Consider the following 15,056-nt stretch of genomic DNA (forward strand, 5'->3'; position numbering starts at 1 on the left):
CAAATAAATACGCGCCGAGGAACGCCCCGACGCGTCGTTTTCTGGGGGCCAGATAGCCACGAACCCCCGATAGGTCAAGATTCGTTACGTATCTCTGAAAGGCGCCGCTCCCATTGCAGCGCATGAGTCACAATCTTGTCGAGATCAGCGTATTTCGGCTGCCACGGGAGTGTTTTGCGAATCTTTGATGGATCAGACACTAACGAACCGGAATCACCCGCACGCCGTGGCTCCATCCTGCGCTCAATGGTCGCATTCGTGACGCCGTCGACAGCATCGAGCACCTCAAGCACAGAAAAGCCGCGCCCATATCCGCAATTCATGACCATTGACCGATCAGGCTGCTGAAGCAGCGCCTCAAGCGCGAGCACATGCGCTGCAGCTAAATCGCTGACATGAATATAGTCGCGCACTCCGGTGCCATCCGGCGTGTCATAATCAGTACCGTAGACAGACACATGACTGCGCTTGCCGGTGGCCGCTTCGCAGGCGACCTTGATCAGATGCGTCGCGCCAGCGGTTGACTGGCCTGTGCGTCCTTCCGGGTCAGCCCCTGCCACATTGAAATACCGCAAGGCGCAATAATTCATCGGGTGAGCTGCCGCACTGTCTGCCAGCATCTGCTCTGTCATCAGTTTCGACCAACCGTAAGGATTGATCGGCACAGTTGGGGTCTCTTCGCGCACCGTTGCCTCATCCGGCATGCCATATGTCGCCGCGGTTGAGCTAAAAATGAAATGCGGCACACCAGCCTTCACGTACCGCCGCCATCAGCGCGCGGCTTTTGACCGTATTGTTTTCATAATATTCAAGCGGCTTCTCAACCGATTCTGGCACCACAATTGAGCCGGCGAAATGCATGATCGCGCCGATCTTGCGCTCAGCGAAAATACGCGACAGCAAATCTGCGTCGGCAATATCGCCCTCATATAACGGTACGTCATCGGGGACCGCGAAACGAAAGCCCGTGGTCAGATTATCGATGATGGATACGTCCCAGCCCGCATCTTTCAAAGCGAGCACTGCATGACTGCCGATATAACCGGCACCGCCAGTGACCAGAACCGGACATTGTGTGATTGCGTTCATATGGGCTGCGCTAGCACAGCCATGTTACGGGATTAAATGACTGAATTGGTAAATCTCATGTATATTGGCATCGTGGGACACAGTGTGCCCGCCAAGTAAACAAGGAACCGCACCATGATCCGCCCAGCTCTCGCCGCAAGCGTCGCATTAACTCTCTCGGCCTGCGCCACCGCCCCAGGCCCCGTCGAGGTCACGCGATTTGTTGCTCCGCAGCAATCGGGGCAACTCGGCAATGGAACTATATTCGTTTCGGCAAAGGCAACCTCGGACCGTTCACTCGAAGATGCGCCCTATCGTACGGCTGTGGCGCAAGAACTTTCAGCATTGGGCTATGCCGAAACCTCTAACAGTGAGGCTGCTCAGGTCGCAGAGGTCAGCGTGGAACGATATGTGCTCGACAATGGCCAGCGACGTCGCGGCCCGGTGAGCGTCGGCGTAGGCGGCTCAACCGGCAGCTATGGCTCTGGCGTGGGTCTTGGCGTTGGGATCAATCTGGGCGGCGGCAATAGTGGGCCGAAACTCGGCACAGAACTGTCCGTCACGATCCGCGACAAGACAAGCGGCGTAACTCTTTGGGAAGGACGTGCTGATTTTGCGGTCAGTGAGAAGTCTTCGCTTGCACAAGGCGCGGCCAATGCGCAAACGGTCGCCTCAGCATTGTTCCGGGAATTCCCCGGCAACGATGGGGAAACGGTTAGCGTAGAGGTAAGCGAGTGAGCGATATTCGGATTGATGCCAATTTTGACAGCGGCAACATAGAAGTTCTGTCGATCAATGGTACGACAGCAAAGCTTGCAATCCCTCTCGATGACAATGCCGAATTCAAACAGTGGTTTCATTTCAGAGTGTCTGGTGCCGCTGGGCGCGAACTGGAACTCACCATTATCGGCCTGAATGAAAGCGCCTATCCCGGCGGATGGCCAGGCTATGACGCATGCGTATCGGAAGATCGCGAATTTTGGGGTCGGGCCCAGTCAAGCTTCAACAAAGATACAGACGATGGCGCGCTGACCATTCGTTACACGCCGGCAAGCGATATTGTCTGGTTCGCGTATTTCGCGCCTTATTCAATGGAGCGGCATCACGACTTGGTGTCTGAAGCTGCGGCGTGTGAAGGTGTGTCGCACCGAACACTGGGCACAACGCTGGATGGCCAGCCAATCGACTATCTCTCTATCGGCAAAGGTGACAAGAGCGTGTGGCTATATGCCCGCCAGCACCCCGGCGAAACGCAGGCCGAATGGTGGATGGAAGGGGCATTGGAAGTGCTGACCGATCCAACGGACAGCGTCGGGCGGTTACTGCGCCAGCATTGCACATTCCATATCGTGCCCAATTGCAATCCTGATGGATCGCGCAGAGGAAATTTGCGCGTAAACGGCGTGGGCACCAACCTCAATCGTGAATGGGCCGATCCAAGCGCTGAAAAATCGCCAGAAGTCGTCGCAATCCGCAATGCCATGGACGAGACGGGCGTTGATTTCGCGATGGATGTCCACGGCGATGAAGCGATCCCTGTTGCCTTCCTCGCGGGGTTTGAAGGCATACCCAGCTGGACTGACGAGTTGGGCGAGAGCTTCTATCGCTATCAGCGTATTCTCGACCGCCGTACGCCTGATTTCCAGACCGAGCTTGGCTATCCTAAATCCGCGGTACGGAAAGGCCAACCTGACCATCAGCACCAATCAGGTCGCAGAGCGCTATGGCGCGACCGCGATGACATTGGAAATGCCGTACAAAGACAACCCCAAGAGCTCAGAACCAGAGCAAGGGTGGTCACCGGAACGATCTAAACAATTGGGCCGCGACTGTATGGGCGCGCTGCTGGAATGGTTGGAAGGTTGAGTTCGGCGCAGGTGGCCAGTTCTTTAGAACGACTACCTTACCCCAGGTTCGCAGGTCCAAACGCGGCGGGAAGCAACGCAGAGAGCTTCACAGTTTTAACCGTGTCAGACCCATCATCGGCAACCCCGACACAGTGAACATCCGGATCAGTACCGCCTAACTGCGCAAGCTCATTCAACACCTGACGACAGCGACCGCACGGGGTTATCGGCGCACCGCCGCCTTTGTCTTTGGGGCCGGTCACGGCCACTGCGGTCAGGCCACCCCGCCGACCATCTGCCATTGCTTTAGAGACAGCCACCGTCTCGGCGCACAAAGCCAGCCCGTAGCTTGCATTTTCAATGTTTGTGCCTGTCACCACAGTGCCGTCTTCAAACAACAATGCCGCTCCCACGGCGTAATCGGAATAGGGCGAGTAAGAATGCGTCGCGGCATCGCGTGCGGCGGTAATTAGGTCGGTTTGGTTCATCTACGCAGTTTCCGTTCGCCCTGAGCCTGTCGAAACCGCAGGTGGGCTGCAAGCCCTACGGTACCGTTCTTGCTCTTCGCAGCGCCACTACATCCAAATGCGATGCTTCGACAAGCTCAGTATGAACGGGTTTTGAGGTGGCGTCACGGGCGCACAACCACCCAGGATAGCGGATCGTCAGCGGCTTCTGTGCGAAGGCTGTCATTCGCAGTCCATAGCGTCCACGGGCGCCCGCCATAGGTCGGCTCAAGCCAGTTTTCACTGAGCCACAAATTGCGCTCAATCCGCGTGGCAATTCGAAAACGTTCCTCGAAATCGCGATCGATGGCCAAGATCACAGGCTTTCCTGAATGCGCCTCAATCTGATTGATCAACGTCATCATCTCGCTTTGAATGGCAGCACGCGTCACCCGGTCAGGGCAGTTCTCACCCGTCTCGCGCAATGCAATGGCCGGGGGCAGCAAATTGGCATCACGTGGCACAACCGTCACGAAATTCGCGGACTGCTGGTCTGCCAGTGTGCAGGGGTCGAAAACGTGCACAGCACCGATTGGTAGAGCGACATCGCGCGCTGCGGCGAAATTGTCCGCAAATCGACCATCCTGATCATTCGCACCCAAGCTCGCCTCGAGATATGCAAAGCCAGCACCCAGACCTTTCAACGTCTGGAAATTCACCGGACCATCTTCATCTGCAATCAGCGCGCCTTGATCGGGCCATTGCGCTTCATCGGGCTGCCAGCGTTGCCCTTCCCACCAGGCCCATCCAGCGGCCATCAAACCAATCAGCAGTAGAAATGCCAGCATGCGGGTGCCCCACCCCGCCCCGCGTTGCTTCCTTTTACGGCCGGTCTTTCTGCGCGCCACTCGTCTCTAGCCCTTGATATGTAGCACGCAGATCAGCGTGAAAAGTCGCCGCGCCGTGGCGAAGTCAGTTTCGATTTTCCCTTCGAGCCGTTCCAGGAGAAGTTCAGCGGCGTTGTTGTGAATTCCGCGCCGCGCCATATCGATCGTCTCGATTTCCGCAGGCGTAGCCTTGCGGATCGCCTGATAGTAGCTGTCACAAATAGCGAAATATTCTCGGATGGGTCGGCGAAAACGCGCCAATCCAAGAATCAGTTCCTCGGCAACCTCGCCGCTCGTGTCAGCAATCCTGAGCGCCAGCCGACCATCAATCACACCGAGTTTCAAATTGTAAGGCCCGGTGACACCGCGCTCGACCGATTTCAGAGGCTTGAACGTATTTTCCTCAATGAGATCGAAGATCGCGACCCGCCGCTCTTGCTCAATATCCGCATTGCGCCAAATGATCGTCTGCTCGTCGAGCTCGATCGCGGCAATACGGTATGCGTCGGCGGAGGGTGTGGCGGATTCGCTCATGCTGGCACCCGCTTTCGCAGACGCGGCATGGGCGCTGCAAGCCCAGCCTGCACTGGCTGTCATTTTTTTGTGAATTTTGCGTGGTTATGCCTGGCCACCAGCGCCCTTCAACTCTTTCCACGCTATCCACAAGCCTGCCAAAAAAGATTGATGATTTGACAGCTTGTCGAGGCACAGTGTGTAGCCCATTAGGGCCGGATGTCCGAAGACGATCTCATGATCCGCCCCGATGATTCGACTGCTAACGAAGCAAAGCAGCATGGCCTTAGTGCAGGCGATGCTGGTCGTACGTTGCCGTCTAACGTTGAGGCAGAGGCGGCCTTTCTTGGTGCGGTGCTGATCGACAATAAGGTGATCGAGGAATTGCAAATCCCGATCCGGCCTGAGCACTTTTTCGAGCCACTGCATCAACGCATTTACGAACGCGCAATCACGCTGATTGATCGCAACGCGCTGGCCACGCCAGTAACGCTTAAGCCTTACTTCGAAGGGGATGAAGCGCTCTCGCAATTGGGAGGAACCACCTATCTGGCGCGGCTCACCGCAGATGGGCAGGGATTGTTGAACCCGCGCGAATTGGCGAGCCAGATTTACGATCTGGCGCTGCTTCGTGAGCTGGTCAGCGTTGGCCGCAATCTGGTGGAGGGTGCGCTTGACACGTCCGAAACGCTGGAACCGATGGAACAGATCGCGGCTGCGGAAGCGGATTTGTTCAAAGTGGCTGAGGGTGCCACTGGCGATGCGTCAGAAACTGATTTCCGCACGGCGTCGCTTGCCGCGCTGAAAATGGCCGAAGCCGCCATGAACTCTGATGGTGGTCTCTCCGGAAAGACATCGGGTCTGGCCTCAATCGATGAAAAGACCGCCGGTTTGCATGAGTCAGACCTCATCATCCTTGCTGGCCGCCCTGGTATGGGCAAAACCTCGCTCGCCACGAATATCGCGTTCAATTGCGCAGAAGCCCATCTGGAACATCAACGCGAAGGCGGACCATTTAACTATGGCGGGGCGGTTGCATTCTTTAGCCTGGAGATGAGCGCGGACCAGCTTGCAACGCGTATTCTGGCAGAGCAGGCTGAAATCACGTCTGAAAATCTGCGATCAGGTAAGATCACGCGAGAAGAGTTCCAAAAGCTGTCTTTTGCGAGCCAGAAGCTCGCCGAACTGCCGCTGTTTATTGATGACACCCCAGCTCTAACAATCGCCGCGCTGCGCACGCGGGCAAGACGCTTGAAACGACGTCACGATATCGGCCTGATCGTGGTCGATTACCTGCAATTGCTCCAGGGATCGGGGCGGGCGCAGGATAACCGCGTTAATGAAATTTCTGAGATCAGCCGAGGTCTCAAGACGCTGGCAAAAGAACTGAACGTGCCTGTGATCGCCCTCTCTCAGCTCAGCCGTGCGGTTGAGCAGCGCGAAGACAAACGCCCGATGTTGTCCGACTTGCGGGAATCCGGCTCGATTGAGCAGGACGCTGATATGGTCTGGTTCATTTATCGCGCAGATTATTATCACGAAGCATCGCGGCCTGATTTCCCAGGCGCGGAAAGCAGCGCGGACGTTCAGGAAAAATACCGTATCTGGGAAGAACGCTATCTGGAACTGCGCAACAAGGCGACGCTGATCGTTGCCAAACAACGTCACGGTTCCACCGGCAATGTGCCATTGCACTTCCAGGCCGAGATCACCAAGTTTACCAGCCCTAGCAAGCGCGACTATTCAGACTGGGGCGAAGGCTAAGCTCGCGGCAGCCGAGCTACATCCCAGCATTCAACCGCCGCGTGACTGTATAGTCCAGCGTAGTCACCAGGAACCATCCCGCCCACCATCGCAGCTTTGAGAAGAAGCCCCGCCGCTGGCAATGCACATCATAGGTAACATGCTCGGACGCATCGGCGAGACTATCGATAAAGTCGCGCACTTGCGCCGCCAAATCGGGATCTTCAAACCGAAACATCAATTCCAGATTCAATCGGATTGAGCGATGATCAAAATTCGCGCTGCCGAAATATACAGCATCGTCAATCACCAACAGCTTCATGTGCAGCTTGCAGGGCTGAAACTCATAGATCTGCGCGCCCTTTCGCAGCAACGAGCCGTAGGTCGCTCGCGCTGCGCCAACAGTCGCCAGATTGTCGGTTCTGCCTGCCATGACAAGCCGCGCATTGCCACGCTTCGCGATACGCCGGATAAGACGGCGGAAGCTGCGCGGCGGAGAAAAGTACGCCATTACAAGATCAAGCCGCGTGGCCGTACGTAGATCCGCCTTGACCTGTCGGGCCCAATTGCTGGGCGCTGCCGTCGGGCCGCCCACCAATAGCTCGACCGGCCCATCACCCGGATCCCATTCTCGCACCATTGATCGCACCGCGCGATATCGTTGGTCTGGGCTGTTGGCCCAATCAGCAATTTGTCCGTACCAGTCGATCAGACGATCAACGACTGGCCCCTTGATCAGAACGCCTAAATCACACCAGCCATTCTCCTCAGGCGGCTTAAAATAATGTTCCGAAATGTTGAAACCACCTACAATGGCTGTTTTCTCATCGGCAATCGTCATTTTTTGATGGTTGCGGATCATGTATCGGCGGCCCCAGCGGGGGTTGAAAATGGCAAAGCGACCTCCGACCGCCTGCAGGGGCTGGAAGAACGTTTCTCCCGCGTCGGTTCCAAAACGGTCAACGATTAGCTCAACCGACACACCGCGCTTAGCAGCCTCTACCAATGCGTCACGCACGGTTCGCCCGGCATCATCATCCTGAAACATATAATAAAACAGGTGCAGCGATCTTTGCGCACTCTCAATCAGTTCCAGCAAGGCATCGAAGCGGTGAACGCCATCAGGCATGAAGAGCAGCTCGTGACCATGGCTTTTCGCCTTGAAAGGCTCTGCATGCGCGAACGCACGGTCGGCAGGCTTTATGCCTGCTTCCACCGGGTCTTGCGACGGCTTTGTCACTCTGCTTCACTCACTGTATTCACCAATCACGATTCCTTGACTCGTTCCCTTAGCGCGCCTATTTGCCCATTTCCCCGAAATGCTCGGATTTATTGGAGTGCTTAATGGCGCGCGTTACAGTCGAAGATTGCGTAGATAAAGTTCCTAACCGTTTTGACCTGGTTTTGCTGGCCGCTCAGCGTGCTCGCGAAATTTCCGGCGGTGCAGAACTGACCCTTGAACGCGACCGTGACAAGAACCCGGTTGTCGCCCTGCGCGAAATCGCTGAGCAGACGATCCGGCCCAAGGATCTGCAAGAAGCAGCCGTTACCAATCTGCAGAAAATCCTTCCCGATGATGAGGAAGATGCAGATGAGGTAAGCTCTCTGAGCCAGTCCGCCGAAGCATTGCGGATCACAGCATCGGCACCGACCCGCTCGACATCAATCGGCGCTGACTTCGAAGGCTAGTCTAAGGCGACCTAGTCCGCCTCGGAGACTTCAGGCGCAGGTCGTTCGTTTTCGAACGGCAGCAACAGACTAAAACCTAACCCCGTTGGTCGGCTGTCCTGATAATCAGGCATCCCGATGGTGATGCCCTGCCTGCCGTCGCGCGAGGCATCGCTATACGTGCCGAAGATGCGATCCCAGATACTCAGCAAAGTTCCATAGTTACTATCGCTCTCTTGGCGATGAACCGAGTGATGAATCCGATGCATATCGGGCGTAACGAAGAGCTTGCGGACGATCCGATCAATGCGCGGCGGCAGGCCCAAATTCGCATGTGTGAAAATGGTCGCGGCGTTGAACACAATCTCAAACACAAAAACCGCCAGCGCCGCTGGCCCGATAACGATCACACATGCCATTTTGTAAAGCATCGACGCCATAATTTCGATTGGGTGGAAACGTGCCGCAGTCGTTATGTCAAAATCGGGATCGGCATGATGAACCTTGTGAAGTCGCCACAAAAACGGCACGCGATGTGTCACCCAATGCTGAAAATAGATGATCAGATCGAGCAATAGAAACGCGATCACGAATTCGACCCAGACCGGTAGGCTAACGAGGTTGAGCAAGCCCCATCCCCGCTGCTCCGCCACCATAGCAGCCCCGACCATAAGCAGCGGGATCAGCAGACGCACGAGCGCCGTATCGAGAGCGAACAGCGCCAGATTGGTCACCCAGCGCCGCGTCTTCGAATGTTTCGATCGACGGTGTGGCACGACCAGCTCCAGCAGTGCGAACAGCAGAAATACCGCCGCCATCGCGCCAATGCCTAATAGGCCATATTCCGCTGGATCAAATTGCATGCCCTCCACATTGGCATGACCGCTCAGTGATACAAGGCCAGGATTAACGCGCGCATTGCGCATAGCCGTATTACCGATATAACTCGCCACTATGAGGGATCATCAATGAGCGATATTGGCGAAGCAATCGGTACCGTGGCAGAGGGCGGCTTGCTGGCGAAGGCAGTCAGCAAACGAAACGCGGCCAAAGCCAAAAAGGACGCTATGCGCCAGAAAGGTCAACGCTCGCCGATCACGACAGATATTGTGAAGGGGCACTTCGCCGAACAAAGCTGCCTCAACTGCGGGACTGAGCTGATCGGTGCGCATTGCCATTCTTGCGGGCAAAAGGCGCATTTGCATCGCACGATCGGTGCGTTTGTGCATGACATCCTACACGGCGCGCTGCATTTTGATGGCAAGACATGGCGCACTTTGCCGAAACTTCTGTTCAAGCCCGGCAAGCTAACTCGGCGGTATATCGACGGTGAGAGAGCCCGGTTTGTATCGCCGATCGCATTGTTTCTGTTCAGTGTCTTTCTGATGTTTGCGGTCTTTCAGGCGATTGGTCTAACCCCGCCGACACAGATCAACAGCGAAGACACTATCAAGGCCGGCATCGCAGAGATACGTGCTGAAACGCAGGCGGATCTTGAAGAGGCACAGACAAATTTCGAGGCACTTGATACCGATGATCCGGAACGTGAGGTAGCCGAGCAGCGTATTGTCGATGCGCAGCAGGCGCTTGCAGGACTTACAATGGCAGAGAACAATATCTCGAGCGGCGGCGGTCTTTCCACACTCGGCATTTCGGGCACCGGCATCCCGTGGATTGACGACAACATTGTCAAGAAGTGGCGGGAAAACCCAGGTCTGATGCTCTACAAGCTTCAGAATAACAGTTATAAATTCAGCTGGATGCTCATCCCGCTGTCGATCCCTTTCGTTTGGTTACTCTTCTTTTGGAGACGGCGCTTCCGCGCCTATGACCATGCGATTTTTGTGACCTATTCATTGTCATTTATGTCACTGTTGTTCGTAGCATTATCTATCGCCCATGCGAGCGGAGCGGCGACACCCCTAATCGCGTTGGCGGCCATCTTCATCCCACCGATCCATATCTACAAGCAACTCAAACATACGTATGAGCTCAGCCGTGCTGGCGCATTGGTTCGCACGTTCCTGCTCACCAATATCGTCGTGTTCATCGTACTGTCGCTGTTCCTATGGCTGCTAATTGCGCTGGGCGCTTTCTAGCAAGAGCTCTCAAAAGCGCGCAGCGAAAAGGACGCCCAAATTGAGCGCCCTTTCCTTTGCCATTCTGGCACAAACGGTAAGCTGCTAAGCTCCCTGCGGGGCAGCTCCGCCTTCTCCGCCGAATTTCTTGCCGGCTTTTGGTATGGCTGAGCCATGGATGGGCTTGGCAATTTTGGGGCCACGCGGTTCATCGGGACGATCAATCTTGCCGTCGTTCATAAGCTGGTCGATTTCGTCGCCGGTCAGCGTTTCATACTCAAGCATAGCTTGTGCTAGCAGGTGAAGCTTGTCTTCCTGTTCGGTGAGCACATCACGCGCGCGCTTCAGGCCGCCTTCGACCAAATCTTTGATCTCGGCATCGACCAAACGGTTGGTCTCTGCACCTCGCATAATCCGCGCGCTCTGACCCATGCCGAGGTAGCCTTCCTGGCTTTCCTCATATTGGAGAGGACCGAGCTTGTCCGACATGCCCCATTTGGTGACCATGTTGCGCGCAAGGTCAGTGGCATACTGAATGTCGCCGGACGCACCACTCGAGACCTTGTCGTGACCGAAAATGATCTCTTCAGCCACACGACCGCCCATGGCAACCGCAAGGTTCGCGTGCATTTTGTCGCGGTGATAAGAGTAATTATCCCGCTCTGGCAGGCGCATCACCATACCTAAAGCGCGACCGCGCGGAATGATTGTCGCCTTGTGAATCGGATCAGACGCCGGTTCATTCAGACTGACGAGAGCATGGCCCGCCTCATGATAGGCAGTCATCTTCTTCTCATCCTCAGTCATGACCATGGAGCGGCGTTCCGCACCCATCATGACCTTGTCCTTAGCGTCCTCGAACTCCTGCATAGCGACCAAGCGCTTGTTACGGCGCGCGGCCAGCAGTGCAGCTTCGTTCACAAGGTTGGCGAGATCAGCACCAGAGAAGCCCGGTGTACCGCGCGCAATCGTACGGCTGTTCACATCGGGTGCCAGCGGTACTTTCTTCATATGAACTTCGAGGATTTTTTCGCGGTACGTCGATGTCCGGCACAGGCACCACAACCTGACGGTCGAAACGCCCGGGCCGCAGCAGCGCAGGGTCAAGAACATCGGGGCGGTTGGTTGCAGCGACGATGATGATGCCTTCATTGGCTTCAAACCCGTCCATCTCAACCAGCAGCTGGTTCAAAGTCTGCTCGCGTTCATCGTTGGAGTTGCCGAGACCGTGGCCACGAGAGCGGCCAACCGCATCAATCTCGTCAATGAAGACGATGCAGGGTGCGTTTTTCTTTGCCTGTTCGAACATGTCGCGCACGCGGCTCGCGCCGACGCCGACAAACATTTCAACAAAGTCAGAACCTGAGATGGTAAAGAACGGCACACCGGCTTCACCCGCAATTGCGCGCGCGAGCAGCGTCTTACCTGTACCCGGCGAACCAACGAGCAGTGCGCCCTTGGGTATCTGTCCGCCAAGTTTTGAGAAACGCTGCGGGTCTTTCAGAAACTCGACAACTTCTTCCAACTCTTCGCGCGCCTCATCGATACCAGCGACGTCGTCGAATGTGACTTTGCCGGAACGCTCGGTAAGCATCTTGGCTTTCGATTTGCCAAAGCCCATGGCACCGCCTGCGCCGCCACCCTTCTGAACCTGACGCAGCGCAAAAAACGCGATGCCCAAGATCAGAATGAACGGCAGGGACTGGATCAAAACATAGGTGAGGACGCCCATTTCCTCTTTCTCAGCACCCGAATATGGCACGCCATTTTCTTCCAACAGAGCTGGCAACGTGCTGTCACTGGCTACCGGCACAGTGGAGAATGTGTCGCCATTCGTCAGCGTGCCCGTAATCTGATCTTCCGCAATCTGGACGTCTTTCACAGTGCCTTCCGCAACTTTATCACGGAACTCTGAATAGCGCATCTGCTCACCAGCCGGCTGCTGCCCGCCACCGAAGGCAGACACAGTTACCAACAATGCGAGAAACACACCGCCCCAGATCAGGAGGCTCTTAATCCACGGATTCGGGCCTTGCTCCTGCGGATCGCCGGGCTGATTCTGGTCACTCATGAGCACTTAGTCCTTTCGTGAGGGCTAATGTAGGGTCGCCGGGGTGAATGGCAAGTTGACACCAGACCAATTAATTCGCCAATTTTATCGATGGCACAATTCGAGAAACTTGGCTGCCAAAGGTTAACATGGCTCGCCGCAGCCTCTCAGCACTTACTTATCAGGTCTGGCCCCGTAGGCTTGGAGGAAAACGTCAACGGCCCCCGTGATCCTCTGCTGATTTCGTTTTGGGTCGATCGGTTCGCCAAAGCGGCGCTCAAGATCACCCATACCCTTGCACATAGAGACGAACTGCTCGGCTGCCAGTTCATGATCTTCGATGACAAGCTCGCCAGCATCACACATCGCTTTTAACAATTGCGTGAAACCCGATTTCATCCGATGCGGACCCGCGGCGAGAAAAGCTGCTCCAATGACGGGGTCTCGCTCGGTCTCTGCGGCAATGCGACGTTCAAACTGAACCATCTCGTCCCGCGAAAGAAAGGCAAGAATGGCTTCTCCTAGCACCATCATGCGGTCGCGCACCGTGCCAGATGGCATATCCGGCACCTCCAAATAGCTGCGCATCTTCTCACATTCATGCTCAACAGCCGCCGTGAACAGCGCTTTTTTATCGCCAAAGCGATTGTAAATCGTGACTTTTGAAACGCCGGCATCCGCCGCAACCTGTTCAATTGACGTTGCCGCGAAGCCGCGATCGAAAAAGCTGCGCGCGGCGGCCATAACAATTGCGTCCCTTTTTTCGGGATCGACTGGCCGACCGCTGCGTTTTGATTCGAGACTTGACAAAGTGAACGCTTCCGTTCAGTTGAACGACACCGTTCAGTAATGCCCGAGTCGGCTAGCAAAGGCAAGTTAAGCAAAGCAAGCCGCCCCCACTCAGGAGCGACCGAAGTACCGTGATCTGGATTGCCATCAGGATGCTCACTGGCGACGCCCAAAAGTTCTATGGGCTTGTATTCGGTATAGCGTTTTCGACCCTGCTCATCACACAGCAACTGACGATTTTCATCAACCTGCTCGAGCGGGGAGCCAGTGGGGTATACAACGAATCCAACGCCGATGTCTGGGTCATGGATACAGTCAGCCGTACGACCGATGTGGCTTATGCCATGCCTTCGACAGCTCTTGATAAAGTTCGCGCTGTGCCGGGTGTGGAATGGGCCGTGCCGCACATCCGGGCGCAGGCATCCGTTCGAACGAAGGACGGTGACCTGGAAGGCGTGGCTATTATTGGCGTGGATGACGCCACGCTGATTGGGCTGCCTAAAAACATGCTGGAGGGCAGCCGTGACGTCCTGTCGCAACCGGACAGCGTGATCATCGATGATGTTGGCGCGACCCGCATGTTCCCGGATGCGAGCCCGATTGGCGAGCGGCTTGAACTCAATGACCAGCGCGCGGTTATTCGAGCCATGGCAGATGCCGTCCCAAGTTTCACCAGCACCGTGGTGCTTTACACCAAATACAGTCAGGCTTTGCGCTATGTGCCCGGCACCCGCAACCGATTGTCATTTGTCTTGGTTGGCGCGGCAGATGGCGTCACCGCTCAGGAGTTAACCGACCGCATCGAGGAAACGACCGGTTTGAGAGCCCGCACGCGTGAAGAATTTGCGCGCGATGGCGTTGATTTCATTATTGAGAACACCGGCATCCCGCTCAATTTTGGGATTACGGTTTTGCTTGGCTTTATTGTCGGCGTGGCCATCGTTGGCCTCACCTTCAGCCTGTTCATTCGCGATAACATCAAGCAATTTGGTGCGCTCAAGGCCATTGGCGTCAAAAACACCAAGATTCGTCGTATGGTCGCCGCACAAGCGGGACTGGTCGGCCTGATCGGCTATGGATTGGGCATTTTGGGCACTGTCCTGTTCATTCAGGGATTTTCTGGCGACCCAACCTTCAAGGGATTCTACATCCCTTGGCAAATCCCGCTAATCAGCATGGTTGCGGTGTTCGTCATTCTTGGACTGACCGGCTGGATTGCGCTGCGCAATGTGCTGAAGACAGAGCCGGCGGCGGTGTTTCGATGAGCGAAACGGCAATCTGTACACGCGGTGTCACCCGTGATTTTCAGGCGGGCCAGCAGACCATTCGAGTGCTGCATGGCATTGACCTGGATGTGAAGGCGGGCGAGCTAACATTTCTTGTCGGGGAGTCTGGATCTGGCAAAACCACCATGATCTCCATCATGTGCGGGATCCTGTGGCCGACCGATGGCGAAGTGAAAGTCTTTGGCACCGATATCTATGACCTATCGGATGATGAACTGGTCGATTTCCGCCTGCAGAATATCGGCTTCATCTTTCAGCAATACAATTTGATCCCTTCGATTGATGCCGCGAGTAATGCTGCTGTGCCGCTGGTCGCGCAGGGTATGGATAGGCTCGAGGCCCGCGAGCGGGCCAAAGCCATGCTGGACAAGCTCAATATCGGTGACCAGTCAGACAAGCTGCCCAATCAACTTTCCGGCGGGCAGCAGCAACGTGTCGCGATTGCGCGCGCTCTGGTGCATAAGCCGCGCTTGGTCGTATGCGACGAGCCAACCGCCGCGCTTGATGCGAAGTCTGGCCGCCGCGTCATGGATTTGCTGCGCGAAGTGGCCGTCGCCGAAGACCGCGCTTGCATCATTGTGACGCATGACAACCGTGTTTTCGACCTCGCTGACCGTATCCTCGTGCTTGAGGATGGGCACATTATTCATGACGGCACTGACATGCCGGAAGATCACTAGG

The 15,056-nt window shown here is 55.9% G+C and carries 12 protein-coding genes and 3 pseudogenes; 7 read left to right on the plus strand and 8 right to left on the minus strand.

All coding sequences use genetic code 11. The annotated features are described in order from the left end of the window. Nucleotides 1–74 precede the first annotated feature (74 nt). Nucleotides 75–1,089 (minus strand): annotated as a pseudogene (gene galE, locus ACZ1GM_RS14045) (UDP-glucose 4-epimerase GalE). A 114-nt stretch (nt 1,090–1,203) separates the two neighbouring features. Between galE and ACZ1GM_RS14050 the strand changes: the two are divergent. Both ACZ1GM_RS14050 and ACZ1GM_RS14055 read left to right on the plus strand, forming a co-directional pair. Further along, nucleotides 1,204–1,806 carry a DUF4136 domain-containing protein gene (locus ACZ1GM_RS14050; protein ID WP_472676994.1) on the plus strand — a complete coding sequence of 201 codons (603 nt, stop codon included), beginning with the start codon at nt 1,204–1,206 and terminating at the stop codon, nt 1,804–1,806. Then, nucleotides 1,803–2,934, plus strand: a pseudogene (locus tag ACZ1GM_RS14055) (M14 family metallopeptidase). Before ACZ1GM_RS14050 ends, ACZ1GM_RS14055 begins: the two are co-directional and overlap by 4 nt. A 37-nt stretch (nt 2,935–2,971) precedes the next feature. On the opposite strand, the gene ACZ1GM_RS14060 reads toward ACZ1GM_RS14055, so the two are convergent. The 3 genes from ACZ1GM_RS14060 to ACZ1GM_RS14070 form a co-directional block, all read right to left on the minus strand. Continuing rightward, a complete protein-coding gene (locus ACZ1GM_RS14060; protein ID WP_472676995.1) occupies nt 2,972–3,403 on the minus strand; it encodes a cytidine deaminase in 432 nt (143 codons plus the stop codon). 143 nt (nt 3,404–3,546) lie between these two features. After that, complete coding sequence (locus ACZ1GM_RS14065) at nt 3,547–4,209, minus strand: glycoside hydrolase family 25 protein (RefSeq protein WP_472676996.1); 663 nt, start codon at nt 4,207–4,209, stop codon at nt 3,547–3,549. A 66-nt stretch (nt 4,210–4,275) separates the two neighbouring features. Next, entirely contained in the window at nt 4,276–4,782 is a 507-nt protein-coding gene (locus ACZ1GM_RS14070) for a UPF0262 family protein (protein WP_472676997.1), read from the minus strand. Between the two features lie 198 nt (nt 4,783–4,980). Here ACZ1GM_RS14070 and ACZ1GM_RS14075 point away from each other — a divergent pair, with 198 nt between their 5' ends. Further along, on the plus strand, nt 4,981–6,525 hold the full coding sequence (locus ACZ1GM_RS14075) for a replicative DNA helicase (protein ID WP_472676998.1): 1,545 nt from the start codon (nt 4,981–4,983) through the stop codon (nt 6,523–6,525). Nucleotides 6,526–6,541: 16 nt separating this feature from the next. Here the strand turns inward: ACZ1GM_RS14075 and ACZ1GM_RS14080 are convergent, their stop codons facing one another. Further along, a complete protein-coding gene (locus ACZ1GM_RS14080; RefSeq protein WP_472676999.1) occupies nt 6,542–7,744 on the minus strand; it encodes a phospholipase D-like domain-containing protein in 1,203 nt (400 codons plus the stop codon). A gap of 104 nt (nt 7,745–7,848) precedes the next feature. Between ACZ1GM_RS14080 and rpoZ the strand changes: the two genes are divergently transcribed. Next, the gene (gene rpoZ, locus ACZ1GM_RS14085; protein WP_472677000.1) at nt 7,849–8,193 is read left to right on the plus strand and encodes a DNA-directed RNA polymerase subunit omega; all 345 of its coding nucleotides are present in this window, start codon (nt 7,849–7,851) and stop codon (nt 8,191–8,193) included. Nucleotides 8,194–8,204: 11 nt separating this feature from the next. Here rpoZ and ACZ1GM_RS14090 read toward each other — a convergent pair whose 3' ends face one another. Next, nucleotides 8,205–9,125, minus strand: coding sequence for a sterol desaturase family protein (locus tag ACZ1GM_RS14090; RefSeq protein ID WP_472677001.1), 921 nt, complete (start codon nt 9,123–9,125; stop codon nt 8,205–8,207). A 15-nt stretch (nt 9,126–9,140) separates the two neighbouring features. On the opposite strand from ACZ1GM_RS14090, the gene ACZ1GM_RS14095 reads away from it, so the two are divergent. Beyond that, nucleotides 9,141–10,271, plus strand: a complete 1,131-nt coding sequence (locus tag ACZ1GM_RS14095) for a DUF3667 domain-containing protein (RefSeq protein WP_472677002.1) — start codon at nt 9,141–9,143, stop codon at nt 10,269–10,271. 84 nt (nt 10,272–10,355) lie between these two features. Here ACZ1GM_RS14095 and ftsH read toward each other — a convergent pair. Both ftsH and ACZ1GM_RS14105 read right to left on the minus strand, forming a co-directional pair. Then, nucleotides 10,356–12,321 (minus strand): annotated as a pseudogene (gene ftsH, locus ACZ1GM_RS14100) (ATP-dependent zinc metalloprotease FtsH). Nucleotides 12,322–12,474: 153 nt separating this feature from the next. Continuing rightward, entirely contained in the window at nt 12,475–13,044 is a 570-nt protein-coding gene (locus tag ACZ1GM_RS14105) for a TetR/AcrR family transcriptional regulator (protein WP_472677003.1), read from the minus strand. A 176-nt stretch (nt 13,045–13,220) separates the two neighbouring features. Between ACZ1GM_RS14105 and ACZ1GM_RS14110 the strand changes: the two genes are divergently transcribed. Together ACZ1GM_RS14110 and ACZ1GM_RS14115 are read left to right on the plus strand one after the other, a co-directional pair. After that, entirely contained in the window at nt 13,221–14,354 is a 1,134-nt protein-coding gene (locus ACZ1GM_RS14110) for an ABC transporter permease (protein WP_472677004.1), read from the plus strand. Beyond that, entirely contained in the window at nt 14,351–15,055 is a 705-nt protein-coding gene (locus ACZ1GM_RS14115; protein ID WP_472677005.1) for an ABC transporter ATP-binding protein, read from the plus strand. Before ACZ1GM_RS14110 ends, ACZ1GM_RS14115 begins: the two co-directional genes overlap by 4 nt. Nucleotide 15,056 lies beyond the last annotated feature (1 nt).

It is taken from the genome of Qipengyuania sp. JB2-7 (assembly GCF_055693485.1).